This is a genomic window from Pseudomonas uvaldensis (assembly GCF_021271205.1).
GTDB lineage: Bacteria > Pseudomonadota > Gammaproteobacteria > Pseudomonadales > Pseudomonadaceae > Aquipseudomonas > Aquipseudomonas uvaldensis.
In genome coordinates this window covers 344,710-370,350 of the sequence record NZ_JAIWKS010000003.1, presented here as the reverse complement: position 1 = coordinate 370,350, position 25,641 = coordinate 344,710, and the positions used below count along the sequence as shown (strand labels likewise).

Below are 25,641 nucleotides of genomic sequence, written 5' to 3'. Positions count from 1 at the left end.
ACATTTCCTCGTACTGTCCGAGAAGAGAATCTGCGCTTTCAAACCAACATCGATTGCTGAGCGGAGATACCCGCCGTCGCGCCGTGCGCTATTGCCTGGGTGACGGAGGCCATGAGGGGATTGGCGAGATCGCCCGCGGCGTAAATGCCGGGCATGCTGGTTTCGCGGCGCTCGTCGACCTTAAGGGCAATGCCGAAGGGCGTATCCACCGTGGCGAGGCCCAGTGATTCATGCAGCCTCGCGGACGGCGTGTTGCGCGGATGGGCGAACAAGATGTCGACCGCGACAGAAGGGCCGGCGTCGAGCCTGACGGTGGTGTTATGGCTCTCGTTATGGTCGATTTCGGTGATCCGGCCATCGACGACAGGGACGCCGCGACGCGCCAGATCGGCCCGAACGTCGGGTGGCATGTCATGCCCATTGGCAAAGACCGTCAATGTGTCGGTCCAGTCGTGGTACAGCCTGACGTAAGTGTGCGACTGCGGGCCGGACCAGACGAGGCCCCAATGCCTGCCGGCAACTTCAAAGCCATCGCAATAGGGGCAGGGCACGATGGAGGAGCCCCAGCCGTCGGCAAAGCCGGAAACTTCAGGCATCTGGTCGACGACGCCATAGCTCAGGATCAAACGACGCGCCCTGAGGCTTTCGCCATCGCCAGTGAGCACGGAAAAATCGTCGATGGCGCCGGAGACGCTCTCGGCCCGGGCATTGACCAATTGGACCGTGGGGTAGCGCGCCAGCTGCTGTCGCGCCTCGGCCAGGATCTCCAGCGGTGACTTGTGATCGTGGCCGAGCAGGCCATGCGAATGGTCGGCGAAGCGATTACGCGGCAGTCCGGTGTCGAGAACGGTGACCTTGCGTCGGGCACGGCCGAGCTGCAAGGCGGCGGCAAGACCGGCAAAGCTGCCGCCGATAATGATGACGTCATTCATGGTGATGGGCTCCGCGCTGTGGACAAAGGGAGATTGGCTTGCAGCTTTAAGATACTTTGAAGTACCATAATCCAAGGATTACGATACTGTCAAGTACTGGAATTTTATGACTGAAAACAGCCAGAACCGGCGCGGCCGGCCCGTCAACGAGGCGCTTGGCCAGACGATCATCGACGCCGCGTTCGAACTTTTCGTGGAATTGGGGTTTCAGGCGACGACCATGGACAAAGTCGCCCAGCGGGCGAAGATATCCAAGCTAAGCATCTACCGGCACTTCGAGAACAAGGAGGCGCTGTTCAGCGCGGCCATCGCGACCCGCTGCCATCAGTTTGCACCACAGGCCCTTTTTGAAGGCGTCGACGGTTCGGCCGAAGACCAACTCATGGCGGTGGGATCAACCCTGCTTCGCACGCTGTTGAACCCGGACGTGCGCAGTGTCGAAGCCATGATCATGGCCGACAAGACGAACCAAGCGTCGTTAAGCAAACGCCAGTACGAAGCCGGCCCCGCCTATGTCATTGCCCAGATCGAAATCCTGTTGCGTCAGTTGCATGCGAAGGCGATTTTGAATGTGCCCGATCCTCGCCAGTCCGCCCGCTTGTTTGCCGCACTGATCAAAGGATCCGATCTCTTGAACATCGCCCGCTTCGATGAAGCGAGAGCAGAGGACGATAACGAAATCGAATCCTACTGCCGGTCGGCCGTCGCCATGTTTATCGCCGCACACGCGACGCGAGCTGCCGACAATCAGACAGCGCCAGGCTAAAAATGCAAAAAGCCCGCATTACGCGGGCTTAGAGGTGCTCCTTGCTGCCGGCCTATGCCGGAGGCAGGATCATTCCCACTCAATCGTCGCAGGCGGCTTGCTCGACACGTCATACGTCACGCGGGAGATGCCGTCGATCTCATTGATGATCCGCCCGGAAACAGTCTCCAGCAGCTCGTACGGCAGATGCGCCCAGCGGGCGGTCATGAAGTCGATGGTTTCCACGGCACGCAGGGCCACGACCCAGGCGTAACGGCGGCCATCGCCCACCACGCCGACCGATTTCACCGGCTGGAACACCACGAATGCCTGGCTGACCTTGTGGTACCAGTCGGCCTTGCGCAGTTCTTCGATGAAGATGTGGTCGGCGCGACGCAGCAGGTCGGCGTATTCCTTCTTCACTTCACCGAGAATCCGCACGCCCAGGCCTGGGCCGGGGAATGGGTGGCGGTAGACCATGTCGTACGGCAGGCCCAGTTCCAGGCCCAGGCGACGGACTTCGTCCTTGAACAGCTCGCGCAGCGGCTCGACCAGCTTGAGGTTCATTTCTTCCGGCAGGCCACCGACGTTGTGGTGAGACTTGATCACGTGGGCCTTGCCGCTCTTGGCGCCAGCCGACTCGATCACGTCGGGGTAGATGGTGCCTTGGGCCAGGTACTTGATGTTGTCCAGCTTGCAAGATTCGGCGTCGAACACGTCGATGAAGGTCCGGCCGATGATCTTGCGCTTCTTCTCCGGGTCGGACTCGCCGGCCAGGTTGGCCAGGAACTGTTCCTCGGCGTTGGCGCGGATCACCTTGACGCCCATGTTCTCGGCGAACATGGCCATCACTTGCTCGCCTTCGTGCAGGCGCAGCAGGCCGTTGTCGACAAAAACGCAGGTCAGCTGATCACCGATGGCCTTGTGCAGCAGCGCGGCAACCACCGAAGAGTCGACGCCGCCGGACAAGCCCAGCAGCACGTTGTCGGTACCGACTTGGGCGCGGATGCTGGCGATGGCGTCTTCAGCAATGTGCGACGGCGTCCACAGGGCTTCGCAACCACAGATATCGAGGATAAAGCGCGACAGGATGCGGCCGCCCTGCTTGGTGTGGGTCACCTCGGGATGGAACTGCACGCCGTAGTACCGGCGATCATCGTTGAACATGCCGGCGATCGGGCAGCTCGGGGTGCTGGCCAGGATATGGAAGTCTTCCGGCATCTTGGTGACCTTGTCACCATGGCTCATCCACACGTCCAGGCCGAACAGGCCGTCGGCGTCGATGTGGTCTTCGATACCGTCCAGCAGGCGGCTCTTGCCGACCACGTCGACACGGGCATAACCGAACTCACGCAGGTCGGACCCTTCTACTTTGCCGCCCAGTTGCTCGGCCATGGTCTGCATGCCGTAGCAGATGCCGAAGACCGGCACGCCCAGGTCGAACACCGCTTGCGGGCAACGCGGGCTGTTGGCTTCGTGCACGGACTCGGGGCCGCCGGCGAGGATGACGCCTTTGGGCGCGAATTCGCGAATCGCTTCATCATCCATGTCGAACGGATGCAGTTCGCAGTACACGCCGATTTCACGCACGCGGCGGGCAATCAGTTGGGTGTACTGGGAACCGAAGTCGAGGATCAGGATGCGGTGAGCGTGAATGTCGAGGGCCATGACTCATTCTCATGTAGGGAATCAGAAACAACTCGGGGCTGAATGAACAGCCCCGGTGATTACGTTTTTGCTGAAGGCCTTAACCTACGCGGTAGTTCGGCGCTTCCTTGGTGATCTGCACGTCGTGGACATGGGACTCGGCCATGCCGGCACCGGTGATGCGTACGAACTCAGGCTTGGTGCGCATTTCTTCGATGTTGGCGCTACCGGTGTAGCCCATGGAAGAACGCAGGCCGCCCATCAACTGGTGGATGATGGCGGTCAGGGTGCCTTTGTACGGTACGCGACCTTCGATGCCTTCCGGTACCAGCTTCTCGGCCCCCGCGGAGGAGTCCTGGAAGTAGCGGTCGGAAGAGCCCTGGGCCTGGGACATCGCGCCCAGCGAGCCCATGCCGCGGTAAGCCTTGTAGCTGCGCCCCTGGAACAGTTCGATCTCGCCTGGTGCCTCTTCGGTACCGGCGAACATGGAACCCATCATCACGCTGTAGGCACCGGCCACGATGGCCTTGGACAGGTCACCGGAGAAACGGATGCCACCGTCGGCAATCAACGGGATGCCAGTGCCTTCAAGGGCTGCGGCGACGTTGGCAATGGCGCTGATCTGCGGCACGCCGACACCGGCGACGATACGGGTGGTGCAGATCGAGCCAGGGCCGATACCGACCTTGACCGCGTCGGCGCCGGCTTCGGCCAGTGCCTTGGCAGCGGCGCCGGTGGCGATGTTGCCGCCGATCACCTGCACGTCAGGGAAGTTCTGCTTGACCCAGCGAACGCGGTCGATCACACCTTTGGAATGACCGTGGGCGGTATCGACGACAACCACGTCCACGCCGGCATTGACCAGAGCGGCGACGCGATCACCGGTGTCCTTGCCGGTGCCGACTGCGGCACCGACGCGCAGGCGACCTTGGTCGTCTTTGCTGGCCAGCGGGTAGGCCTTGGCTTTTTCGATGTCGTTGACGGTCATCATGCCCTTTAGGGTGAATTTGTCATCGACGATCAGCACACGCTCGATGCGGTGCTTGTGCAGCAATTCACGGACTTCGTCCTTGCTGGTGCCTTCCTTGACCGTGACCAGGCGCTCTTTCGGCGTCATGACCTGGCGGACGGTGGCGTCCAGGCGATTCTCGAAACGCACGTCGCGGGAGGTGACGATGCCGACCAGGTCGCCATCGTGCAGCACCGGAACGCCGGAGATGTTGTGCATGCGGGTCAGTTCGAACAGATCGCGCACCGTGGCATCAGCCTCGATGGTGATCGGATCCTTGACTACGCCAGCCTCGAACCGCTTGACCTTGCGCACTTCGGCGGCCTGCTGTTCGATGGTCATGTTCTTGTGGATGATACCGATACCGCCTTCCTGGGCCATGGCGATGGCCAGACGGGCTTCGGTCACGGTGTCCATGGCGGCGGAAACCAGTGGGATATTCAGCTCGATGCCACGGGTAAGACGGGTTTTGAGACTGACTTCGTTAGGCAGCACCTCGGAATAACCGGGCACTAGGAGAATGTCGTCGAAGGTCAGGGCTTCTTGGCTGATACGCAGCATCGCGGGGGCTCCCGAGCGGGAAAATGGAAGCGCGCCATTATACTCATGCACCCCGCCGGGCTCAATGTAAAACTCTCTCTATTATTAGCGGGCTGATTGATGGGCTGGAACACCACCTGGCTACCTGCTTACATCACTGTGGGTGTAACCAATCGCTCTACAGCTCCACCCGCACCCAACTCACCGGCTGATCCAGCCAATCGGCAAATTCATCCAGAAACGCTTGCTTGAACCCCGCCTCCAGCCAGTTGTTGAAAATGAACCCCAGGTTCGAAAAGGCGCACGGTTGCAAGAACAGGAACCCATTAATATCGTCTTCATGACCGCATTCAGGGCAGATGAAATTGTCGGTGCGGCCCGGCATCCAGTCTTCCAGGCTTTCGAACAGCGCCTCGCCGATTTCCTTGCGGCATTCGGGGCAACCGGCTTCTTCGAGAAAACCCTTGGCCGGTGTATAGATGCAGCGCTTGGTGATGATCTCCAGACCATTGATCGCGCCGCCGAACGGCAAGACGTCGGGATGCAGGACTACCTCGCGGGCACCCGGGGCGATGGCATGGCCCATGCGATTGCCGGTGCGTCCGCACGTGGTCAGTTGTTCCTCGACGATATTCTTGCGCACCAACCAGCGAAGGATGGCCCGGGCCCGAGGTTCGTGGACCGGCAGCGTGGAAATTCTCGGAACGATGATGCTTTGCGAATTCATGGTACGGCCTGGCGGTATGCGTTGCGGTGCGATGGGAGGCCGGCAGCTTAATCCCTGGCCGAGCCAGGTCAAGCGCTCAGGTATCGCATGATCAAGGCGATGCCGCTGGCGAGAACCAGCCAGGTTACCAGACGCACGAACGCCTCGCGGGACATCCTCATGGTCAAGTGACGCCCTATCCACAAACCCAGCGCCATGGCCGGCAACAAACACAGCGCCAGTAGCAACAAGGGTAGTTCGGCATACACGCCTGCGACAGCGAACAGACTCAGCCGCACCACGGTGCTGCAGCTGATCAGCGCACTTTGAGTGGCGCGTGCAGGCTCCTTGGGCAGCCGACTGTTCAGGTAGATGGCATACAAGAAGCCACCGCTGCCGAACAAGGCTCCGAACAATCCGCCCACCGTGCCCATCGGAATCGCCCACAGGGCCGACAGTTGCGCGGGCCGGGCCTTTATCCACAGGCTGTAGATCGCATAGGCACTGATGAACAGGCCCATCAACAATAGCAACAGATCGGACTTGAGGTTGAGCAGGAAAATCACCCCCAGGGTGCAGCCCACCGCCATGCATGGCAATAGCCGAAGCAGCTCCGGCCGGGCCACATCCCGGCGTGAAGGCAGCAGGTTGCCGAACGCGGCGACAAAGTCCAGCAGCACCAGCAGCGGCACGATCTTCGACAACGGCATGAACAGCAACAGGATCGGCGCGGCCACCAGTGCCGTACCGAACCCGGCGATGCCGAACACGATGTAAGCCAGGGCAATGGCGAGGCCGATGACCAGCCAATCCATTGGAGCGAAGGCCCACTGGCCCAACCACGGCAGAAGATTCATCCGGCACTTCCTTGCTGACGAAGCGGCGACTTTAGCCAGAGGTCAGTGGCTTATCCAGCATTTATGATGGCTGTACCGTCGCTTTCGCGAGCAAGCCCGCTCCCACAGGATCGACACTGTACGGGTGGGAGCGGGCTTGCTCGCGAAGAGGACGACTCGGTCTAATTGTCTCGACACATGGAGCTTGAGCCACAAATGCCCTTATCATGCCGCCCATGATTAAAGATCCCTTTGCCCGACTGGGCCTGGACCGCGAGGTCCTGACTGTCAGCCAGCTCAACGGCCGTGCGCGGGTGTTGCTTGAAGACGTGTTCAGCAACATCTGGGTCGAGGGCGAGATTTCCAACCTGGCCCGGCCGGCCTCCGGCCATGTGTATTTCACCCTCAAGGACAGCGGCGCCCAGGTGCGTTGCGCACTGTTCCGGCAGAACGCCGCGCGGGTACGCCAGGCGTTGAAGGACGGGCTGGCCGTCAAGGTGCGCGGCAAGGTCTCGCTGTTCGAGGGCCGTGGCGACTATCAACTGATCCTCGACACCGTGGAGCCGGCCGGCGATGGCGCCCTGCGCCTGGCCTTCGATGCCCTGAAGGAAAAACTCAGTGCCGAGGGCCTGTTCAGCGCCGAGCGTAAAGTCCCATTGCCGGCCCATCCGCAACGTATCGGCATCATCAGCTCGCCCACCGGTGCGGTAATCCGCGACATCATCAGCGTCTTCCGCCGCCGCGCGCCGCAAATCTCTCTGACGCTGATCCCTACCGCCGTCCAGGGCCGCGAGGCCACTGCACAGATCGTCCGCGCCTTGAAATTGGCAGACGCCCGGGGCTTCGATGCGCTGATCCTGGCCCGGGGCGGCGGTTCGCTGGAAGACCTGTGGTGCTTCAACGAGGAAGCCGTGGCTCGGGCGGTGGATGCCTGCGTCACGCCCATCGTCAGCGCCGTCGGTCATGAAACCGACGTGTCCATCAGTGATTTCGTCGCCGACATGCGTGCTCCCACGCCCTCCGCCGCCGCTGAATTGCTTGCGCCGGATGCCGGCGATCTGGTGCGCCGGGTCGAAAGCCTGCACCGCCGATTGGTGATGCGCATGCGCGACCGCCTGATGCGCGATCAACTGCGCCTCGAAGGCCTCATGCGACGCCTGCGCCATCCGGGCGAGCGCCTGCGCCAGCAGGCCCAGCGCCTCGACGACCTGGACATGCGTCTGCGCCGGGCCTTCGAGCGCAGCCTCGATACCCGCCGCGAACGACTGATCCGTCTGGAAACCCGCCTGGCCGGACAACATCCCGGTCGACAACTGGCGTTGCTGCGCCATCGCCTGGACAGCCTCGCCACCCGCCTGCCCCGCGCCATGAATGAAGGCCTGAAAGCGCGGCGCCTGCAATTGCAGAACCAGATGCAGACCCTGCACATCGTCAGCCCCCTGGCGACCCTCGGCCGGGGCTACAGCATTCTGCTGGACGAACGTGGTCACGCGATCCGTAGCGCTGGTCAGACCCAGACCGGCCAGCGCTTGACCGCCCGTCTCGGCAAAGGCGAACTGCTGGTGCGCGTCGAAGACAACCACCTGACTCCCGTCACCCTTTCTTTACTGGATTGATCGATGTCGCGATTCCTGGCGCCACTGCTGTTGCTTTGCCTGACCTTCAACGCCCACGCCGACAGCTACATCACCCGCCTGTTGAACAAACCGGTACCCGGCGGCGTGGCCGTGGTCGATCTGGGCAATGCGCCCCAGGCGCCGAAAGCCACTTACCTGGGCAAGCCGTTGCTGGTGGTCAAGGAACAGCAAAACTGGCTGGCGATTGTCGGCATTCCGCTGACGGTCCAGCCCGGCACCCAGCAGATCAAGAGTGGCGGCAGCACCCAGCCATTCGTGGTCGGCTATAAAAAGTATCCTGAGCAGCACATCACGTTGAAGAACAAGCGCCAGGTCAACCCGAACCCGGCGGACCTCAAGCGCATCGACGCCGAAATGGCCGTGCAGTTGAAGGCCTACCGCAGCTTCAGCCCGAACATCCCGAGCAACCTACTGCTGGACAAACCGGTGGATGGCCCGCTGTCGAGCAAGTTCGGCGTGCGCCGCTTCTTCAACGGTGAAGAGCGCAACCCCCATGCCGGCCTAGACTTCGCCGTCCCCGCCGGTACGCCGATCAAGACACCGGCAGCTGGCAAGGTGATCCTCACCGGCAATTTCTTCTTCAATGGCAATACCGTGTTCGTCGACCACGGCCAGGGTTTCATCAGCATGTTCTGCCACATGTCGAAGATCGACGTTAAAGTCGGCCAACAACTGGCACGAGGCGCGGTGGTGGGCAAGGTCGGCTCCACCGGTCGGGCGACGGGGCCGCATATGCATTGGAATGTCAGCCTGAACGATGCGCGGGTGGATCCGGCGATTTTCATTGGGGCGTTTCAGCCCTGAAGAATTGTGGTACGGCTACTGGCCTCGTCGCGAGCAAGCCCGCTCCCACAAAGATCAACACTGCACCTGTGGGAGCGGGCTTGCTCGCGAAGGCTTCAGCTGTATCACCCGATACTCAAGGATTGCCAAGCCAGAAACATCGACGCAATAAAACTACAATTCCCGCCGGAATACGCGATTAAATCTCGCCAAACCTTCCCAAAGCAAAACTTCTCTCAATTTTTCCCGACTGCTTGCGATCCTTCCCCCACGCGGTTAGGGTTGAGGGCATGAAAACCTCTCACACCCTCATCCAGCTTCGCCAGCACCGCAGTCTGTGCCTCGTCAGCGCACGACTGCCGGGCTGACTCGCGTCACCTCGTCCAGGCTGTGAAGCCACCCCTTCGAACCACCGGCAGGCCGCCTTTTTCCGGCCACGATAATAAAGGATTCCGCTCATGAGCATGCTCAAAGACCCGTCTTCCAAATACCGTGCGTTCCCGACCATCAACCTGCCGGATCGCACCTGGCCGTCGAAGACCATCACTACCGCGCCGATCTGGTGCAGTTCAGACCTGCGTGACGGCAACCAATCGCTGATCGAGCCGATGGACGCGGTCAAGAAGCTGCGCTTCTGGAAAACCCTGGTCGCCGTTGGCGTCAAGGAAATCGAAGCGTCATTCCCAGCCGCTTCGCAGACCGACTTCGACTTCGTGCGCACCCTCATCGAGGAAGGCCACATCCCAGACGACACCACCATCCAGGTGCTGACCCAGGCCCGTGAAGACCTGATCGCCCGTACCTTCGAATCCCTGCGCGGCGCGAAGAAAGCCATCGTTCACCTCTACAACGCCACCAGCCCATCGTTCCGCCGTATCGTGTTCAACCAGGACAAGGAAGGCGTGAAGGAAATCGCGGTGAACGCGGCCAAGCTGTTCGTCAAATACGCCGCCCAGCAGCCGGAAACCCAATGGCAGTTCGAGTACTCGCCGGAGACCTTCAGCGCCACTGAGCTGGAGTTCGCCAAGGAAGTCTGCGACGCCGTGATCGAAGTGTGGAACCCGACGCCCGAGCGCAAGGTGATCCTCAACCTGCCGGCCACCGTGGAAGTCGCCACCCCGAACGTCTACGCCGACCAGATCGAGTGGTTCCACCGCAACATCAACCGCCGTGACAGCGTGCTCATCAGCCTGCACACCCACAACGACCGTGGCACCGGCGTAGCCGCCACCGAGCTGGGCCTGATGGCCGGCGCCGACCGTGTCGAAGGCTGCCTGTTCGGCAACGGCGAGCGCACCGGCAACGTCGACCTGGTGACCGTGGCCCTGAACCTCTACACCCAGGGCGTCGACCCTGAACTCGACTTCTCCGACATCGACGGCGTGCGCAAAGTGGTCGAAGAGTGCAACCAGATTCCGGTCCACCCACGTCATCCATACGTTGGTGACCTGGTCCACACCGCGTTCTCCGGCTCTCACCAGGACGCTATCCGCAAGGGCTTCGCCCAGCAGAAACCGGACGCTCTCTGGGAAGTGCCGTACCTGCCGATCGACCCGGCCGACATCGGCCGCAGTTACGAGGCGGTGATTCGCGTCAACAGCCAGTCGGGCAAGGGCGGCATCGCCTACCTGCTGGAGCAGGAATACGGCATCAGCCTGCCACGTCGCATGCAGATCGAATTCAGCCAGGTGGTGCAACGCGAAACCGATCGCCTGGGCCTGGAGATGACTGCCCAGCAGATCCACAGCCTGCTGCAACGCGAGTATCTGCAAGCCAACACCCCGTATGCGCTGGTCAGCCATCGCCTGCAGGAAGAAAACGGCCACAGCGCCGTGGAAGTGGAAGTGGCCAGCAAAGGCCAGGGCGAAACCAACCTGCACTGGCGCGGCAAGGGCAACGGTGCGCTGGAAGCCCTGGTGGCCGGCCTGCCGATTCCCGTGGAAATCATGGACTACAACGAACACGCCATCGGCGCCGGCACCAACGCCAAGGCGGCGGCGTACATCGAACTGCGCGTCAACGGCGAGCGTCCGGTGCACGGCGTGGGCATCGATGAAAACATCACCACCGCCAGCTTCAAGGCGCTGTTCAGTGCACTGAACCGTTCGCTGAGCCAGCCTGAGGCCAAAGCGGCTTGATCCATCGTTGAGATGCAAAAAGGCCCCTAGGTGCGAACCTTGGGGCCTTTTGTTTGGCCGGTAGTTTTATGCTGATTGTTCTGGCCTCTTCGCGGGCAAGCCCGCTCCCACATGGGATTTGTGATGATCACGGATCCACTGTGGGAGCGGGCTTGCTCGCGAAAGGGCTCTACCAGACGACAAGCATCTCAGGCGTGGGTATCAACCCCAACCGTCATAGCCTGCAACAACGCGCCGCGCAGGGTCTGCAAGGCAGCCTGGGTGCCCATGATCTGGGTCTGGATAGCCATTGCCTGCTGAGCCTTCTGCTCTTCACTGGCCTGGCTCTTCTGCACGCGGGCCAACTGCGCTTGCTGTTGGGCCAACAGCTTTTCGGTCTGCTCGATCTGCTTCTTGATCTGCTCGATGATATCCACCCCCTTGCTGGCGGGTGCACCGGCGACGTTGGCGCCGCTGGTATCGACCTTCAGTGACGTTTCCTTTTCGCTGCCGGCCTTCGTCGATGCAGTCGTATCGTCAGTCGCCCCTTTGATCGAGACTTTAGGCGTCGACATCGCGTAAGGGCTAGCAATCGTTGCGCTGATAGTGGTCATAGGTGTTCTCCTTGGCTGCCCGTTTATCGGCCTGCCCTGACACTTCTTGAGGGCTGAATCGTTTCAATCAGATGAATTCGAATCGGTCGGCATCCAGGTTCGCCGGGAAACGCGTGCGATACGCCGCCAGATCCGCCGCATTCAGACTCACCATGAATACGCCGTCGGCCTCCCCTACGCTGAGCAAGGTTTCGCCCTGGAAATCCAGCACCTGGCTATCACCGGCGTAGGCGAAACCCTTGCCGTCGGTGCCGATGCGGTTCACCGCCGCCACATAACACAGGTTTTCGATGGCCCGTGCCGGCAGCAGGCGGTTCCAATGCAGGCGCCGGGCGCCCGGCCAGTTGGCTGTGTACAACAGCAGGTCGGTGTCCTCGGCGTCACGACTCCAGGCCGGGAAACGCAGGTCGTAGCAAATCAGCGGGCGAACCCTCCAGCCCTTGAGCTCGAACAGCACCTGGCGGTCGCCCGGCGTGTAGTGGTTGTGCTCGCCGGCCATGCGGAACAGATGACGTTTGTCGTAATGCAGCACTTCGCCGTCCGGTCGGGCCCAGAGCAGGCGATTGCGGTGGCTGCCGTCGGCGGCCTGGACGATCAGGCTGCCGGTGATCACCGCGTCCAGCCGCGATGCCTGGGTCCGGAGCCACACGCTGGTGGGCCCCTGCTCCGGCTCCGCGAGCGCCTCGGACTCCATGGAGAAACCGGTGGTGAACATCTCCGGCAGGATGATCAAGTCCGCGCCGCTTGCCTGTTCCAGCAAGCCGTCGAAATGTTCGAGGTTGGCCTCGCGGTCATGCCACGCCAGGGTGGTCTGGATCAACGCCACATTGAGATTGGGCAACGCACTCAGATCACGCATAGCTTTTGCGCCGCTTCGCGCAGCGTCTCCTCACGTTTGGCAAAGCACAGCCGCACCAGGCGCTGGCCTTGAGGTGGGTTCTGGTAGAACACCGACACCGGAATCGCCGCCACACCGTGCTCGCGGGTCATCCAGACTGCCATGTCGACGTCGTTCAGGTCCGGGCGGATCCGGGAGTAGTCCACCAACTGGAAATAAGTGCCGGCCACCCGCTTGAAGCTGAAACGCGACGGGGCCAGCAGATCGCAAAACAGGTCGCGCTTGGCCTGGTAGAAGCCGGGCAATTGTTCGACATGTTCCGGATGATCGGCCATGTAGTCGGCCAAGGCATACTGCAAGGGCGTGACGCCGCAGAAGCTGACGTACTGGTGCACTTTGCGCAGCTCGGCCGTCAGGGCCGGTGGCGCCACGACGTAGCCGGTCTTCCAGCCGGTGACGTGATAGGTCTTGCCGAACGAACTGATCACGAAAGCCCGCTGATACAGCTCCTCATGGGCCAGGACGCTGACATGGGGCACGCCGTCGAACACCAGGTGTTCATAGACCTCGTCGCTGACCAGATAGATGTCGCGATCACGGATCAGCGCTGCCAACTGGTCCAGTTCGGCGCGGCTGATCAGGGCGCCACTGGGGTTGTGCGGCGTGTTGAGAATGATCATGCGCGTACGCGGGCTGAGGGCTTCGCCGAGCTTCTGGAAATCGATGGCAAAGTCATCCAGGCCCAGTTGAACGTGCACGCAACGCCCACCGGCCAGTTGGACGGCGGGTTCGTAACTGTCATAGCTGGGATCGAATACGATCACTTCGTCGCCGCTTTGGACCACCGCCGCGATGGCGCAGAAAATCGCCTGGGTCGCGCCAGGGGTCACGGTGACTTCCTGATCGGCATCGACACCGGCACCGTAGCTGCGGGCAATCTTCGCCGCGATCTGCTGACGCAGGGTCGGCAGGCCGGTCATGGGTGAGTACTGGTTATGGCCTTGAGCGATATGCCGGCCCACCGCATCGCGCAAGGCCTGCGGGCCATCGAAGTCGGGAAAGCCTTGGGACAGGTTCAGCGCACCGGTCTGTGCGGCAAGCTGGGACATCTGGGTGAAAATCGTGATACCGACATTCGGCAACTTGCTGGTGATCATCAAGGCTTCTCTGCGTCTGCACCCGGCTCTGGCGCGGCGCGGGAGAGGTCGAGGATAGCCCAATCGCCGGGCATGAAAAAGGGTGCCGGTGGGCACCCTTTTTCATGCCACTGTCACACATGGTGCAAGTGCGTCCTGTGGGAGCAAGGCTTGCCCGCGATAGCCACACCGCGGTGCAATAGTTGGACCGCGTCATCGTTCATCGCGGGCAAGCCTTGCTCCCACAGCATTGCTCCCACATCCTCACTCCAACAGGCCTTGCTGCCACAGGGGGATCGGCGCAGGCTTTCGATCAGCGCTTGTCCCGGCGCTTCTTCTCGGCCTTCTTGTGGTGGGACATCAAGCGGCGCTTCTTGTTGACCTGACGGTCGGTGAGCGTGTTCTTGTTGCCTTCGTACGGGTTCTCGCCGCCCTTGAACTCGATGCGGATCGGCGTGCCGACCAACTTCAGGACGCGGCGATAGGTGTTCTCCAGGTAACGCACGTACGACTTGGGCACCTTCTCGATCTGGTTGCCGTGGATCACGATGATCGGCGGGTTGGCGCCGCCCAAGTGAGCGTAGCGCAGCTTGATCCGGCGGTTGTTGACCATCGGTGGCGCGTGCTCGCTGACCGCATCTTCCAGGATCTGGGTCAGGCGATTGGTCGGCCAGCGGGTAACCGCCGACTTGAACGAGTTCTGCACCGACGCGTAGAGGTTGCCCACGCCTGTGCCGTGCAACGCCGAGATGAAATGGATATCGGCGAAGTCGACGAAAAACAGCCGGCGCTGCAATTCGACCTTCACGTAATCGCGTTCGCTCGGGGTCATGCCGTCCCACTTGTTGATGGCGATGACCAGCGCACGCCCGGCTTCCAGGGCAAAACCCAGCAGGTTCAGGTCGTGATCGACCACGCCTTCGCGGGCGTCCATCACGAAGATCACCACGTTGGCGTCCTTGATGGCCTGCAGCGTCTTGACCACGGAGAACTTCTCGACTTCTTCGTGGATCTTGCCGCGCTTGCGCACACCGGCGGTGTCGATCAGCGTGTACTTCTCGTCGTTACGCTCGAACGGGATGTAGATACTGTCGCGGGTGGTGCCGGGCTGGTCGTACACGATAACCCGGTCTTCGCCGAGCATGCGGTTGACCAGCGTCGACTTGCCCACGTTCGGGCGGCCGATGATCGCGATCTTGATCCCGTCCTTTTCGCTCGGGCCCGGAATGCGCTTGGCTTCCTCGCCTTCGGCAACGATTTCTTCCTCGCCCTCTTCGGGCTCGTCTTCATCGTCTTTCGGGAAATCCGCCAGGGCAACTTCCAGCAACTGGCTGATACCGCGACCGTGGGCACCGGCAATCGGAATCGCCTGGCCCATGCCCAATGGCGCGAACTCGGCGCGGGCCATGTCCGGGTCAATGTTGTCGACCTTGTTGGCGACCACATGGGAGCGCTTGTTACGTTTGCGCAAATGCTCGGCGATCATCTGGTCGGCAGCGGTAAAACCGGCCTTGGCGTCTACCAGGAACAGCACAACATCCGCTTCTTCAATGGCCAGCAGCGATTGCTCGGCCATTTTCTCGTCCATACCGTGTTCGTCACCGGAGATGCCGCCGGTGTCGATCAGAATGTAGGTACGCCCTTGCCACTTGGCCTCACCGTACTGGCGATCACGGGTCAGACCGGACAAGTCGCCGACAATGGCGTCGCGAGTCCTGGTCAGGCGATTGAACAAGGTGGACTTGCCGACGTTCGGTCGGCCCACCAGGGCGATTACGGGAACCATGCGGCTCTCCACTTCGTTATTTCAGAAAATACAAAAGCCGCTGCGAGGCAGCGGCTGGTGCTCAGGTGAAGCCGCCTGGGGAATTTATCCCCAAGCATAGTCTTACTTGATGGTCAGGGCTTCCAGTTTGCCGCTGTTGCCATACACATAGATCATGTTGCCTGCCACCAGCGGACGGGCACGCAGGCCGTCGCTGTCGATGCGCTCGCGGCCGACGAAACGGCCGTCCACCTGGCTCAGCAGGTGCAGGTAACCTTCCAGGTCACCCACAGCCACGTAGCTGGAGAACACTTCCGGGGCCGACAACTGGCGACGGGCCAGGGAATCGTTGCTCCACAGTGCGGTGGTGGAACGCTCGTCGACGCCTTCAACCGTACCCGAGGACAGGCTCACGTAGACGCTGCCGAAACCCTGGGCGACGCCGGCGTAGCTGGACGCATCGCGCTGCCACAACGGGCGGCCGGTTTCCAGGTCCAGTGCCGCGACGCGGCCCTGATAACTGGCGACGTACAGCGTGCCACCGGACAGCAGCAGGCCGCCGTCGATGTCGACCACGCGCTCCAGCTCCGAACGACCTTGCGGGATAGCAACACGTTGTTCCCACACCGGCACGCCGTTGGAGATATCCAGGGCGACCACTTTACCGGTGGACAACCCGGCTACCGCGAGACGGTTGGTGACAACCGGCGCGCTGGTGCCCCGCAGGGTCAGTACCGCTGGAGTGCTGTCATACACCCAGCGCTGGTTGCCGCTGGCGGCATCCAGGCCGATCAGGCGGTCATCCTGGGTCTGGACCACCACCACGTCACCGTTGGTGGCCGGCGGTGCGAGCACTTCGCTGGTCACGCGGGCACGCCATTTTTCTTCACCGCTGCTGGCGTCCAGGGCGACGATCTCTCCCTTGAGGGTGCCGATCATGACCAGCCCATAGCCCACGCCAACGGCGCCGGACACAGGCAGCTCAAGGTCCTTCTCCCACTTCACGTCGCCGTTCAGGCGATCCATTGCCATGACCACGCCCGTGACGTCGCCGGCATAGAGGGTGTCGCCGTCGATGGCCGGCACCAGCATGTTGTAGGTTTCGCCCTGGCCATCACCGATGGTGCGGCTCCACTGCTTCTGCAGCACGACTTCTTCTTTGAAGTCGGTCAGTTCGGCCGGCGGCAGTTCTTTCTTGCTGTTGCTGCTGCAACCCGCGGCCAGAATGGCCAGAGCCAGCAATGCTGCATGTTTCCACTGGATCACGTCACGCATCCCCTTTGGCCAGGTCGTCCAGCTTGATTTGCAGGCCACCGACTGCGGCTTCGTCCGACAGCGCAGCCTTGGCTTTTTGGTAGGCCGCATGGGCCTCGTCGGCACGACCCAGTTGCACCAGCAGGTCGCCCTTGAGCTCTTCGCGAGTAGCCAGGAAGGCTTTGTCGGCATCACCGGCAAGCAGCTTCAACGCGTCTTCGGCTTTGTTCTGCGCAGCCAGTACCTGGGCCAGGCGCTGACGCGCCACTTCGCCCAGGGTCGGGTTGGCCGGCTTGTCGACGATGCCCTTGAGCTCGGCGGCGGCGTCATCCAGCTTGCCGCTGTCCACCGCAACCTTGGCCACGAACAGATGGCCATATTGGGCGTAAGCCGTGCCACCGAATTCCTTGTCCAGCTTGCCGGCCAGGTCCGCCACGCGGGCAGCGTCAGGCTTGCCATCCGGGGTCAGCGTGGTTTCCAGCAATTGCTGGTAGAGCATCGAGGCGCCTTGCGACTGGTTGCTCTGGTATTTCTGGTAGGCCTGCCAGCCGAACACGATGACCAGCGCCAACAGGCCGCCAGTGACCAGCGGCTTGCCGTTGCGCGTCCACCAGTCCTTCAAATCCGCCAGCTGTTCATCTTCGGTACTCGACACCCCAATACTCCTTAATCGCTAAATCGGCTGTTTGACAGCTTCAACCCTGCACGACGCAGGTGGCCAGGTGTGCAGCAAGCGCATCCCAGGCAATGCTTTGTTGTTCGCCCTGGCCACGCAGGGGTTTGAAACCTACCACTTGTTGGGCCAGTTCGTCGTCACCCAGGATCAGTGCATACAGCGCACCGCTCTTGTCGGCCTTCTTGAACTGGCTCTTGAAGCTGCCGGCGCCGGCGTTGATCTGCAGGCGCAGGTTGGGCAACTGGTCACGCACCCGCTCGCTCAGGGCCAGGGCCGCCAGTTCCGCCGCTTCGCCGAAGGCGCAGAGGTAGACGTCAACCTGGCGGGCCAGCTCTTCAGGCACCTTGTCCAAGGCTTCGAGCATCAGCACCAGGCGCTCGATACCCATGGCAAAACCCACGCCGGGGGTCGGCTTGCCGCCCATCTGCTCCACCAGCCCGTCGTAGCGGCCGCCAGCGCATACGGTGCCCTGGGCGCCGAGCTTGTCGGTGACCCATTCGAAAACGGTCTTGCTGTAGTAATCCAGGCCACGCACCAGCTTGGGGTTGATCACGTAGGGAATGCCGACAGCGTCGAGACGCGCCTTCAGCCCTTCGAAATGCGCACGGGACTCGTCGTCGAGGTAATCGGCCATCTTCGGCGCATCGGCCAGGATCGCCTGGGTATCGGCATTCTTGGTGTCCAACACGCGCAGTGGGTTGGTCTTGAGGCGGCGCTGGCTGTCTTCGTCGAGCTTGTCCAGGTGCGCGGAGAGAAACTCCACCAGCGCTTCGCGATAGCGAGCGCGGGATTCACTGGTGCCCAGGCTGTTGAGCTCGAGCTTGACCGCGTCACGCAGCCCCAGCTCGCCCCACAGGCGCCAGGTCAGCACGATCAGTTCGGCGTCGATGTCCGGCCCTTCGAGGTTGAACACCTCGAGACCGATCTGGTGGAACTGGCGATACCGGCCTTTCTGCGGGCGCTCGTGACGGAACATCGGGCCGACGTACCAGAGCTTCTGCACCTGACCACCGCCGGTGATGCCATGCTCCAGCACCGCGCGCACGCAGGCCGCCGTACCTTCGGGGCGCAGGGTCAGGGAATCGCCGTTGCGGTCGTCGAAGGTATACATTTCTTTTTCGACGATGTCGGTCACTTCGCCGATGGAGCGCTTGAACAGCTCGGTGAACTCGACGATGGGCATGCGGATCTGGCGATAACCGTAGTTATCCAGCAAACGCGCCACGGTGCCCTCGAAATAGCGCCACAGGGGCGTCTGTTCGGGCAGGATGTCATTCATGCCACGGATGGCTTGCAGGGACTTGCTCACAGAATTTCCTTAGATTCGTTCGATCAGCCGCGTGCGATGACCGCTGCGTCGGCTTCGACCTTTTCGGCCGCCTTCTCGCGGATCAGCTTTTCCAGCTCGTCCACCAGATTGTCATTCGTCAGTTTCTGCGACGGCTTGCCGTCGATGTAAATCAGGTTCGGTGTACCGCCAGTCAGGCCGATATGGGCCTCTTTGGCTTCACCCGGCCCGTTGACCACGCAACCAATCACCGCGACATCCAGCGGCACCAGCAGGTCTTCGAGACGCCCTTCCAGCTCGTTCATGGTCTTGACCACATCGAAGTTCTGCCGCGAGCAACTCGGGCAGGCGATGAAGTTGATCCCACGGGAACGCAGGTGCAGGGACTTGAGAATGTCGTAGCCGACTTTCACTTCCTCAACCGGATCGGCCGCCAACGAAATGCGGATGGTATCGCCAATCCCCTCGGCGAGCAGCATACCGAGGCCGACGGCGGATTTCACCGTGCCCGAACGCAACCCACCGGCTTCGGTGATGCCCAGGTGCAGCGGCTGGACGATTTCCTTGGCGAGCAGGCGATAGGCTTCGACGGCCATGAACACGTCGGAGGCTTTCACGCTGACCTTGAAGTCCTGGAAATTCAGGCGTTCGAGGTGCTCGACATGGCGCAGGGCGGACTCTACCAGCGCGGCCGGGGTCGGTTCGCCGTATTTCTTTTGCAGGTCTTTTTCCAGAGAACCGGCGTTGACGCCGATGCGGATCGGAATGCCCCGGTCGCGGGCGGCATCCACCACGGCGCGCACGCGGTCTTCGCGACCGATGTTGCCCGGGTTGATGCGCAGACAGTCGACGCCCAGTTCAGCCACGCGCAAGGCAATGCGGTAATCGAAATGAATGTCGGCCACCAGCGGCACCTTGACCAATTGCTTGATCTTGCCGAACGCCTCGGCGGCATCCATGTCCGGCACCGAAACCCGCACGATATCGACGCCTGCGGCTTCCAGGCGGTTGATCTGCGCGACGGTGGCAGCCACGTCGTTGGTGTCGCTGTTGGTCATGCTTTGCACAGCGATAGGCGCATCGCCGCCCACGGGCACGTTACCGACCCAGATCTTGCGGGATTCGCGACGTTTGATTGGAGATTCGCCGTGCATGACTTATTGACCCAGCTTCAGGCGAGCAGTCTCGCCAGTGGTGAACGGAGCCACGTCGACCGGCTGGCCGTTGTAGCTGACCTGCGCGCCACGGGCATAGCCCAGGCGTACGGCAAAGGGGGGCTTGCCGTTGACTGAGGTGCTATCGCCCTTGCGCTTGAGGCCGCTGAACAACACCTTGCCGTTGCCGTCGGTGATCTGCGTCCAGCAATCGGCCGTGAATTGAATCTGTACCTGGCCTTCGCCGGCGGCAGGCGCCACGGGCGCAGCCGGGGTGACGGGAGGCACCGTCGGAGCTGCCACGGTCGGTGCTGGCGTGGCCGGCGCCGGCGTTGCGGGGGCTGCGGGGGCTGCCGGGGCCGGTGCAACCGGCGCGCTGGAGGTTGCCGCAGGCGCGGTCGGGGCCGTAGGTGTCGCGGGAACGCTCGGCTCGGCGCCGGCTTCGGCATCGGCGCCGTCCTGGCCTTGCGGCAGCGCCAGGCTGGTTTCGCCTTCGGTTTGGCCTTCCAGCACCGCCTGATCTTCCGGTTCGTCCAGCGGGTGAATCCGGGTGGTGCCGTCGGCACCCTCCACTTCCACATGTTCCGGGGCCATGGCGACCGGCTCCTTGGTACGCAGGGACGTCTGATCCTGCCACCAGATGAAACCGCCACCAATCACCGCGATCAGCAGCAACAGGCTGACGATTCGCAAAATGGTGTGGGAAACGCGAACCGGCTCCTCGATGCGACCCAGGCTGTGCACGCTGCTGCCCTGGGCGTCGGAACCGGTGTATTGATCGAATTGCTGCACCAGTACGGTCTGGTCCATGTCGAGCAACTTGGCATAGGCACGGATGTAGCCCCGGGCAAAGGTGTGCCCTGGCAGCTTGTCGAACGCGCCCGATTCCAGATTGCTCAGGGAAGCCACGGTAAGATTGAGCTTGAGGGCCACTTGGGCCAGCGACCAACCATTGCTTTCGCGGGCTTGACGCAGGGTCTCACCGGGATTTACGCGAGTCGCTGCTACAACTTCGGGATGCGCCGCTTTCATCATTGCTCCGACAGGTATTGCTGATATTCCGGCGTACCGGGATAGAGTCTTTTGAGTTGCAGGCCGTAGCTGGCGGCCTTGTCGCGATCTTCAAACACATGGGCCAGCCGAACGCCGAGCAATAGACTACGTGCATTTTGCTCGCTCAGCAGGCTAAAACGTTCGTAATAGTCGCGTGCGGGCACATAATGCCTGTCTTCGTAAGACAACTCAGCCATTTCCAATAGTGCCCGCGGCTGCTGGCGGTTGAGCCGCAACGCCTTTTCCAGCTGCTGGCGGGCCAGGTCGCGCTGACCGAGTTTTGCAGCGGTCATTCCTAGGTTCTCGAACACCCGCGAACGTTCGGGATAAAGCGTATCGGCGGCGGCCTGCTCGAAGCGCTCGTAGGCCTCTTTGTAGCGCTGTTGCTCGTAGAGGAAACTGCCGTAATTGTTCAGAATCCGCGCATCCTGAGACCGGGCGGACAATGCCTTGCGAAAATGTTCGTCGGCCAGCTCGGGCTCCAGCTCGGCCTGGAACACCAGGGCCAGGGCCGCGTTGGCATCGGCGTCGGAACTGTCCAGCTCCAGGGCTTTCTTGAGCGGGACCTTGGCCCGTTCGGTCATGCCCTGCTGCAGGTAGCCGATGCCCAGTTGAACATAGGCCACACGGGCCTCATCGCGGCCCTTGCTGGTCTTCATCGGGTTGTAGTCGCCCGACAAGACACACCCGGCGCAAAGCCCGGTCAACAGCAACAGCAGCGCGAAGCGCAGGGACATGGAGTTCCTCTCTTAGTGACCGTTCGCAGCGTTCTGCACCGCATCGTCGGCGTTCAATTCGCGCACGGCGATGTAGCGTTCGCTACGACGGGTGCGATCCAGCACCTGTCCGACCAATTGACCACAGGCCGCGTCGATGTCTTCGCCACGGGTGGTGCGCACGGTGACGTTGAAGCCTGCGTGATGAAGCTGATCCTGGAAGCGACGAATCGCATTGTTGCTCGGACGCTCGTAGCCGGAGTGCGGAAACGGGTTGAACGGGATCAGGTTGATCTTGCATGGGATGTTCTTGAGCAGCTCGATCATCTCGACCGCATGCTCGACCTTGTCGTTCACATCCTTGAGCAGCGTGTACTCGATGGTCAGCACGCGTTTTTCACCCAGGGCCGACATGTAGCGCTGGCACGAGTCCAGCAGCATCTTAAGCGGATACTTCTTGTTGATCGGCACCAATTGGTTACGCAATGCGTCATTGGGTGCGTGCAGGGACAACGCCAGGGAGACGTCGATGTGCTTGGCCAGCTCATCGATCATCGGCACCACGCCGGAGGTGGACAGGGTCACCCGGCGCTTGGAGATGCCGTAGCCCAGGTCATCCATCATCAGGTGCATGGCGGCGACGACGTTGTCGAAGTTCAGCAGCGGCTCACCCATGCCCATCATCACCACGTTGGTGATGGCACGGTCGACGGTCGCCGGGACGCTGCCAAAGGATTTGTTGGCAATCCACACCTGGCCGATCACTTCGGCGGCGGTGAGGTTGCTGTTGAAGCCTTGCTTGCCGGTGGAGCAGAAACTGCAATCCAGGGCACAGCCTGCCTGGGACGAAACGCACAAGGTGCCGCGCTTGCCCTGGGGAATGTACACGGTCTCGACGCAGCTGCCGGACGCCACGCGCACCACCCACTTGCGGGTACCGTCGCTGGAAATGTCCTGGCTGACCACTTCAGGGCCGCGAATCTCGGCAACCGCCTTGAGTTTTTCACGCAAGGCCTTGCCGACATTCGTCATGGCATCGAAATCGTCGACGCCAAAGTGGTGAATCCATTTCATCACCTGGCCGGCACGGAAACGCTTCTCCCCGATCGAGTCGAAGAATTTCTCCATTTCCGGCTGGGTCAGGCCCAACAGGTTGGTTTTGCCGTTCGATGTAGTCATGGATTCACCTTCACTCAAAAGCCTGGGCTTAGCGAGTGGTTACTTCAGTAGCGGAGAAAAAGTAAGCGATTTCGCGAGCAGCAGCGGCTTCGGAGTCAGAACCGTGAACGGCGTTGGCGTCGATGGACTGGGCGAAGTCAGCACGGATGGTGCCTGGAGCGGCTTCTTTAGGGTTGGTAGCGCCCATCAGCTCACGGTTGCGAGCGATAGCGTTTTCGCCTTCCAGCACCTGAACGACAACCGGACCGGAAGTCATGAACGCAACCAGCTCACCGAAGAAGCCGCGCTCGCTGTGCTCAGCGTAGAAGCCTTCGGCTTCGGCCTTGGACAGTTGCTTCATTTTCGAAGCGACAACGCGTAGGCCAGCGTCTTCGAAACGGGAAACGATCTTGCCGATCACGTTTTTAGCAACGGCGTCAGGCTTGATGATGGAGAAAGTACGTTGAACAGCCATGGTGTAACTCCAGAAACGGTAATGTGCGAAAAATTAAACCCGCGAATTATACGCGGGTTATCGGGTATTGCCTAACTGCGTACAGTACAGACTCAATCTGCTTCTTCGATCCAGGCGGCCTGGATGGCCTCAAGCACTTTCTCGCCGCCACGGGACGGATCATCGCTGAACTCCGGCAAGGCCAGCACCCACTGGTGCAGATCGACGAAGTTCACGTAACGCGGGTTTACATCAGGCTTGGTCTCGGCCAGCTGGATCGCGATCTCCAGCACATCAACCCATTTCAGACTCATGTTGGATTCCCGGATCAGTGCGGCGCTTCGGCAGCGTGGTTGAGCGAGTATTTGGGGATTTCGACGGTCAGGTCTTCCGTACCGACGATAGCCTGGCAACCCAGGCGCGATTGCGCTTCCAGGCCCCAGGCCTTGTCGAGGTAATCTTCTTCCAGTTCGTCCGCTTCTTCCAGCGAATCGAAGCCCTCGCGAATGATGCAATGGCAGGTCGTGCAGGCGCAGACGCCGCCGCAAGCGCTTTCCATTTCAATATCGTGTTTATGGGCCAATTCAAGGATAGAGATCCCAGGCTCAGCCTCCACCACCATGCCCTCGGGGCAGAACTTCTCGTGGGGCAAAAAAATCACCTGTGGCATCAATTACTCCTCGATTTCATTCAGGTTACGCCCCGCCAGGGCGGCTTTGACCGTTGAGTCCAGGCGGCGGGCGGCAAAGGCATCGGTGACGCTCGACAGACGCTTGGTCTGCTGCTCGATGGCATAGCCATCGGTGCCTTTGATCAATTCGGACAATTCCTGCATCTGCATTTCGATGACCATGCGCTCTTCGGCGTCCAGCAGACGGTCGCCGTCAGCCTCAAGGGCGCCCTGCACGGCTTCGATCAGGCGCTGGGCGTCGACTTGCTGCTCGCGCAACACACGAGCCACTTTGTCATCGCCAGCGTACTGGAAGGAATCCTTGAGCATCCGGGCGATTTCGCCGTCGGTCAGGCCATAGGACGGCTTGACCTGGATGCTGGCCTCGACGCCAGAGCCCAGCTCGCGAGCGGAAACGTTGAGCAAACCATCGGCATCGACCTGGAAAGTGACGCGGATCTTCGCCGCGCCAGCCACCATGGCCGGAATGCCGCGCAATTCGAAACGCGCCAGGGAGCGGCAGTCGCTGATCAGTTCACGCTCGCCTTGCAGCACGTGGATCATCATGGCCGACTGGCCGTCTTTATAAGTGGTGAAATCCTGGGCGCGGGCCACGGGAATGGTGGTGTTGCGCGGAATCACCTTCTCCATCAGGCCGCCCATGGTTTCCAGGCCCAGGGACAGCGGGATCACGTCGAGCAACAGCAGTTCGCCGCCGTCGCGCTTGTTGCCGGCCAGGGTATCGGCCTGGATCGCGGCGCCGATGGCAACCACCTGATCCGGGTCGATTTCGGTCAGCGGCTGGCGACCAAAGGCCTCGGCGACGGCTTGGCGAACCCGAGGCACGCGGGTCGAACCGCCGACCATGACCACGGCCTTGACGTCTTCGATCTCGACGCCGGAATCACGCACGGCGCGGCGGCAGGCCTTGAGGCTGCGGGCCACCATGGGTTCGATCAGCGCGTCGAAGGTTTCGCGGCTCAGGGACGCTTTCCACTCGCCGTAGACCACTTCAACGCTTGCGGCGTCGGTCAGGGCTTCCTTGGCCGCGCAGGCGGTTTGCAGCAAATGGCGTTGCGCACCCGGATCCAGGTCGGCGGACAGGCCCGCCTGCTCGATGATCCAGCCGGCGATGGCGTGGTCGAAGTCATCGCCGCCCAGGGCGCTGTCGCCACCGGTGGCCAGGACTTCGAATACACCGCCGGTCAGGCGCAGGATGGAGATGTCGAACGTGCCGCCGCCCAAGTCATAGATAGCGACCAGCCCTTCGGCGTGTTGGTCCAGGCCATAGGCCACCGCCGCGGCGGTCGGCTCGTTGAGCAGACGCAGCACGCTGAGACCGGCCAACTTGGCCGCGTCCTTGGTAGCCTGGCGCTGGGCATCATCGAAATAGGCCGGGACAGTGATAACCGCACCCACCAATTCGCCACCCAACGCGGCCTCGGCGCGCTGGCGCAACACCTTGAGGATATCGGCCGATACTTCCACCGGGCTTTTCGGCCCCTGCACGGTTTCGATGAACGGCATGTGGGACTCGCCGCCGACGAAGCGGTACGGCAACTGATCGCCCAATTGCTTGACGTCGGACAGACCACGACCCATCAAGCGCTTGACCGAGACAATAGTGTTCAACGGATCGGTGGCCGCAGCCAGCTTGGCCGATTCGCCGACTTCGACGTGGTCGGCGTGATAACGCACGGCAGACGGCAGGATCACCCGCCCCTGCTCGTCGGCCAGCGGCTCGGAAAGACCGCTGCGTACCGCAGCGACCAGGGAATTGGTGGTACCCAAGTCGATTCCGACAGCCAGGCGACGCTGGTGCGGTTGTGGACTTTGGCCGGGTTCGGCGATCTGCAGTAGGGCCATCGTAATCAGGACTTATCTGTAATCAGGCGTGCGACCGGAGCGGCACT

General features: G+C 61.7%; 24 protein-coding genes. 4 read left to right on the top strand and 20 right to left on the bottom strand.

The window, feature by feature from the left end; translation table 11 throughout:
* Nucleotides 1–38: 38 nt before the first annotated feature.
* Nucleotides 39–932, bottom strand: a complete 894-nt coding sequence (locus LCU97_RS08160) for an NAD(P)/FAD-dependent oxidoreductase (RefSeq protein WP_053152576.1) — start codon at nucleotides 930–932, stop codon at nucleotides 39–41.
* A 106-nt stretch (nucleotides 933–1,038) separates the two neighbouring features.
* Between LCU97_RS08160 and LCU97_RS08155 the strand changes: the two genes are divergently transcribed.
* Nucleotides 1,039–1,698 (top strand): TetR/AcrR family transcriptional regulator, encoded by a 660-nt coding sequence (locus LCU97_RS08155; protein WP_232776092.1) that lies wholly within the window; start codon nucleotides 1,039–1,041, stop codon nucleotides 1,696–1,698.
* Between the two features lie 69 nt (nucleotides 1,699–1,767).
* On the opposite strand, the gene guaA is transcribed toward LCU97_RS08155, so the two are convergent.
* The 4 genes from guaA to LCU97_RS08135 form a co-directional block, all read right to left on the bottom strand.
* The gene (gene guaA / locus LCU97_RS08150; protein WP_053152572.1) at nucleotides 1,768–3,345 is read right to left on the bottom strand and encodes a glutamine-hydrolyzing GMP synthase; all 1,578 of its coding nucleotides are present in this window, start codon (nucleotides 3,343–3,345) and stop codon (nucleotides 1,768–1,770) included.
* A gap of 79 nt (nucleotides 3,346–3,424) precedes the next feature.
* Nucleotides 3,425–4,894: an IMP dehydrogenase gene (guaB, locus tag LCU97_RS08145; protein ID WP_053152570.1), complete on the bottom strand. Its 1,470-nt coding sequence runs from the start codon at nucleotides 4,892–4,894 to the stop codon at nucleotides 3,425–3,427.
* A 157-nt stretch (nucleotides 4,895–5,051) separates the two neighbouring features.
* Nucleotides 5,052–5,600, bottom strand: coding sequence for a sugar ABC transporter ATPase (locus LCU97_RS08140; protein WP_053152568.1), 549 nt, complete (start codon nucleotides 5,598–5,600; stop codon nucleotides 5,052–5,054).
* A 68-nt stretch (nucleotides 5,601–5,668) separates the two neighbouring features.
* The gene (locus tag LCU97_RS08135) at nucleotides 5,669–6,436 is read right to left on the bottom strand and encodes a sulfite exporter TauE/SafE family protein (protein ID WP_232776091.1); all 768 of its coding nucleotides are present in this window, start codon (nucleotides 6,434–6,436) and stop codon (nucleotides 5,669–5,671) included.
* A gap of 215 nt (nucleotides 6,437–6,651) precedes the next feature.
* On the opposite strand from LCU97_RS08135, the gene xseA reads away from it, so the two are divergent.
* The 3 genes from xseA (at nucleotide 6,652) to leuA (ending at nucleotide 10,973) form a co-directional block, all read left to right on the top strand.
* Nucleotides 6,652–8,031 carry an exodeoxyribonuclease VII large subunit gene (xseA, locus tag LCU97_RS08130; RefSeq protein WP_053152564.1) on the top strand — a complete coding sequence of 460 codons (1,380 nt, stop codon included), beginning with the start codon at nucleotides 6,652–6,654 and terminating at the stop codon, nucleotides 8,029–8,031.
* Between the two features lie 3 nt (nucleotides 8,032–8,034).
* On the top strand, nucleotides 8,035–8,856 hold the full coding sequence (locus LCU97_RS08125; protein WP_232776090.1) for a peptidoglycan DD-metalloendopeptidase family protein: 822 nt from the start codon (nucleotides 8,035–8,037) through the stop codon (nucleotides 8,854–8,856).
* A gap of 437 nt (nucleotides 8,857–9,293) precedes the next feature.
* On the top strand, nucleotides 9,294–10,973 hold the full coding sequence (gene leuA, locus LCU97_RS08120; RefSeq protein WP_053152560.1) for a 2-isopropylmalate synthase: 1,680 nt from the start codon (nucleotides 9,294–9,296) through the stop codon (nucleotides 10,971–10,973).
* A 188-nt stretch (nucleotides 10,974–11,161) separates the two neighbouring features.
* Here leuA and LCU97_RS08115 read toward each other — a convergent pair whose 3' ends face one another.
* The 15 genes from LCU97_RS08115 to hscA all read right to left on the bottom strand — a co-directional run bounded on the left by LCU97_RS08115 (nucleotide 11,162) and on the right by hscA (nucleotide 25,594).
* Nucleotides 11,162–11,566, bottom strand: coding sequence for a hypothetical protein (locus LCU97_RS08115; RefSeq protein WP_053152557.1), 405 nt, complete (start codon nucleotides 11,564–11,566; stop codon nucleotides 11,162–11,164).
* Nucleotides 11,567–11,633: 67 nt separating this feature from the next.
* Entirely contained in the window at nucleotides 11,634–12,425 is a 792-nt protein-coding gene (locus LCU97_RS08110) for an amidohydrolase (RefSeq protein ID WP_232776089.1), read from the bottom strand.
* Complete coding sequence (locus LCU97_RS08105) at nucleotides 12,413–13,561, bottom strand: pyridoxal phosphate-dependent aminotransferase (RefSeq protein WP_232776088.1); 1,149 nt, start codon at nucleotides 13,559–13,561, stop codon at nucleotides 12,413–12,415. The genes LCU97_RS08110 and LCU97_RS08105 overlap by 13 nt, the downstream gene beginning before the upstream one ends.
* Nucleotides 13,562–13,853: 292 nt before the next feature.
* On the bottom strand, nucleotides 13,854–15,326 hold the full coding sequence (gene der / locus LCU97_RS08100) for a ribosome biogenesis GTPase Der (RefSeq protein WP_053152553.1): 1,473 nt from the start codon (nucleotides 15,324–15,326) through the stop codon (nucleotides 13,854–13,856).
* Between the two features lie 102 nt (nucleotides 15,327–15,428).
* Complete coding sequence (gene bamB / locus LCU97_RS08095; RefSeq protein ID WP_053152551.1) at nucleotides 15,429–16,580, bottom strand: outer membrane protein assembly factor BamB; 1,152 nt, start codon at nucleotides 16,578–16,580, stop codon at nucleotides 15,429–15,431.
* Complete coding sequence (locus LCU97_RS08090; protein WP_232776087.1) at nucleotides 16,573–17,214, bottom strand: YfgM family protein; 642 nt, start codon at nucleotides 17,212–17,214, stop codon at nucleotides 16,573–16,575. Before LCU97_RS08090 ends, bamB begins: the two co-directional genes overlap by 8 nt.
* 40 nt (nucleotides 17,215–17,254) lie before the next feature.
* Nucleotides 17,255–18,544 carry a histidine--tRNA ligase gene (hisS, locus tag LCU97_RS08085; protein WP_053152546.1) on the bottom strand — a complete coding sequence of 430 codons (1,290 nt, stop codon included), beginning with the start codon at nucleotides 18,542–18,544 and terminating at the stop codon, nucleotides 17,255–17,257.
* 23 nt (nucleotides 18,545–18,567) lie between these two features.
* The gene (gene ispG / locus LCU97_RS08080; protein WP_053152544.1) at nucleotides 18,568–19,677 is read right to left on the bottom strand and encodes a flavodoxin-dependent (E)-4-hydroxy-3-methylbut-2-enyl-diphosphate synthase; all 1,110 of its coding nucleotides are present in this window, start codon (nucleotides 19,675–19,677) and stop codon (nucleotides 18,568–18,570) included.
* A 3-nt stretch (nucleotides 19,678–19,680) separates the two neighbouring features.
* Nucleotides 19,681–20,709, bottom strand: coding sequence for a RodZ domain-containing protein (locus LCU97_RS08075; RefSeq protein WP_232776086.1), 1,029 nt, complete (start codon nucleotides 20,707–20,709; stop codon nucleotides 19,681–19,683).
* A complete protein-coding gene (gene pilW, locus LCU97_RS08070; RefSeq protein ID WP_053152540.1) occupies nucleotides 20,709–21,467 on the bottom strand; it encodes a type IV pilus biogenesis/stability protein PilW in 759 nt (252 codons plus the stop codon). Before pilW ends, LCU97_RS08075 begins: the two co-directional genes overlap by 1 nt.
* A gap of 12 nt (nucleotides 21,468–21,479) precedes the next feature.
* On the bottom strand, nucleotides 21,480–22,625 hold the full coding sequence (rlmN, locus tag LCU97_RS08065) for a 23S rRNA (adenine(2503)-C(2))-methyltransferase RlmN (RefSeq protein ID WP_053152539.1): 1,146 nt from the start codon (nucleotides 22,623–22,625) through the stop codon (nucleotides 21,480–21,482).
* A gap of 28 nt (nucleotides 22,626–22,653) precedes the next feature.
* Nucleotides 22,654–23,079: a nucleoside-diphosphate kinase gene (gene ndk / locus LCU97_RS08060; RefSeq protein ID WP_053152537.1), complete on the bottom strand. Its 426-nt coding sequence runs from the start codon at nucleotides 23,077–23,079 to the stop codon at nucleotides 22,654–22,656.
* Nucleotides 23,080–23,171: 92 nt separating this feature from the next.
* A complete protein-coding gene (gene iscX, locus LCU97_RS08055; protein WP_053152535.1) occupies nucleotides 23,172–23,372 on the bottom strand; it encodes a Fe-S cluster assembly protein IscX in 201 nt (66 codons plus the stop codon).
* 14 nt (nucleotides 23,373–23,386) lie between these two features.
* Nucleotides 23,387–23,728 carry an ISC system 2Fe-2S type ferredoxin gene (gene fdx, locus LCU97_RS08050; protein ID WP_232776085.1) on the bottom strand — a complete coding sequence of 114 codons (342 nt, stop codon included), beginning with the start codon at nucleotides 23,726–23,728 and terminating at the stop codon, nucleotides 23,387–23,389.
* A 3-nt stretch (nucleotides 23,729–23,731) separates the two neighbouring features.
* On the bottom strand, nucleotides 23,732–25,594 hold the full coding sequence (gene hscA / locus LCU97_RS08045) for a Fe-S protein assembly chaperone HscA (RefSeq protein WP_232776084.1): 1,863 nt from the start codon (nucleotides 25,592–25,594) through the stop codon (nucleotides 23,732–23,734).
* Between the last annotated feature and the right edge of the window lie 47 nt (nucleotides 25,595–25,641).

Excerpts from the sequence above, each read along its gene's own strand:
- LCU97_RS08125 (WP_232776090.1), top strand. The coding sequence starts at position 8,035 with ATGTCGCGATTCCTGGCGCCACTGCTGTTGCTTTGCCTGACCTTCAAC.
- guaA (WP_053152572.1), bottom strand. The coding sequence starts at position 3,345 with ATGGCCCTCGACATTCACGCTCACCGCATCCTGATCCTCGACTTCGGT.
- LCU97_RS08105 (WP_232776088.1), bottom strand. The coding sequence starts at position 13,561 with ATGATCACCAGCAAGTTGCCGAATGTCGGTATCACGATTTTCACCCAG.
- ispG (WP_053152544.1), bottom strand. The coding sequence starts at position 19,677 with ATGCACGGCGAATCTCCAATCAAACGTCGCGAATCCCGCAAGATCTGG.
- iscX (WP_053152535.1), bottom strand. The coding sequence starts at position 23,372 with ATGAGTCTGAAATGGGTTGATGTGCTGGAGATCGCGATCCAGCTGGCC.
- LCU97_RS08160 (WP_053152576.1), bottom strand. The coding sequence starts at position 932 with ATGAATGACGTCATCATTATCGGCGGCAGCTTTGCCGGTCTTGCCGCC.
- bamB (WP_053152551.1), bottom strand. The coding sequence starts at position 16,580 with ATGCGTGACGTGATCCAGTGGAAACATGCAGCATTGCTGGCTCTGGCC.
- LCU97_RS08135 (WP_232776091.1), bottom strand. The coding sequence starts at position 6,436 with ATGAATCTTCTGCCGTGGTTGGGCCAGTGGGCCTTCGCTCCAATGGAT.
- LCU97_RS08155 (WP_232776092.1), top strand. The coding sequence starts at position 1,039 with ATGACTGAAAACAGCCAGAACCGGCGCGGCCGGCCCGTCAACGAGGCG.
- LCU97_RS08075 (WP_232776086.1), bottom strand. The coding sequence starts at position 20,709 with ATGAAAGCGGCGCATCCCGAAGTTGTAGCAGCGACTCGCGTAAATCCC.
- xseA (WP_053152564.1), top strand. The coding sequence starts at position 6,652 with ATGATTAAAGATCCCTTTGCCCGACTGGGCCTGGACCGCGAGGTCCTG.
- pilW (WP_053152540.1), bottom strand. The coding sequence starts at position 21,467 with ATGTCCCTGCGCTTCGCGCTGCTGTTGCTGTTGACCGGGCTTTGCGCC.
- LCU97_RS08110 (WP_232776089.1), bottom strand. The coding sequence starts at position 12,425 with ATGCGTGATCTGAGTGCGTTGCCCAATCTCAATGTGGCGTTGATCCAG.
- fdx (WP_232776085.1), bottom strand. The coding sequence starts at position 23,728 with ATGCCACAGGTGATTTTTTTGCCCCACGAGAAGTTCTGCCCCGAGGGC.
- rlmN (WP_053152539.1), bottom strand. The coding sequence starts at position 22,625 with ATGACTACATCGAACGGCAAAACCAACCTGTTGGGCCTGACCCAGCCG.
- der (WP_053152553.1), bottom strand. The coding sequence starts at position 15,326 with ATGGTTCCCGTAATCGCCCTGGTGGGCCGACCGAACGTCGGCAAGTCC.
- LCU97_RS08115 (WP_053152557.1), bottom strand. The coding sequence starts at position 11,566 with ATGACCACTATCAGCGCAACGATTGCTAGCCCTTACGCGATGTCGACG.
- guaB (WP_053152570.1), bottom strand. The coding sequence starts at position 4,894 with ATGCTGCGTATCAGCCAAGAAGCCCTGACCTTCGACGACATTCTCCTA.
- LCU97_RS08140 (WP_053152568.1), bottom strand. The coding sequence starts at position 5,600 with ATGAATTCGCAAAGCATCATCGTTCCGAGAATTTCCACGCTGCCGGTC.
- leuA (WP_053152560.1), top strand. The coding sequence starts at position 9,294 with ATGAGCATGCTCAAAGACCCGTCTTCCAAATACCGTGCGTTCCCGACC.
- ndk (WP_053152537.1), bottom strand. The coding sequence starts at position 23,079 with ATGGCTGTTCAACGTACTTTCTCCATCATCAAGCCTGACGCCGTTGCT.
- hscA (WP_232776084.1), bottom strand. The coding sequence starts at position 25,594 with ATGGCCCTACTGCAGATCGCCGAACCCGGCCAAAGTCCACAACCGCAC.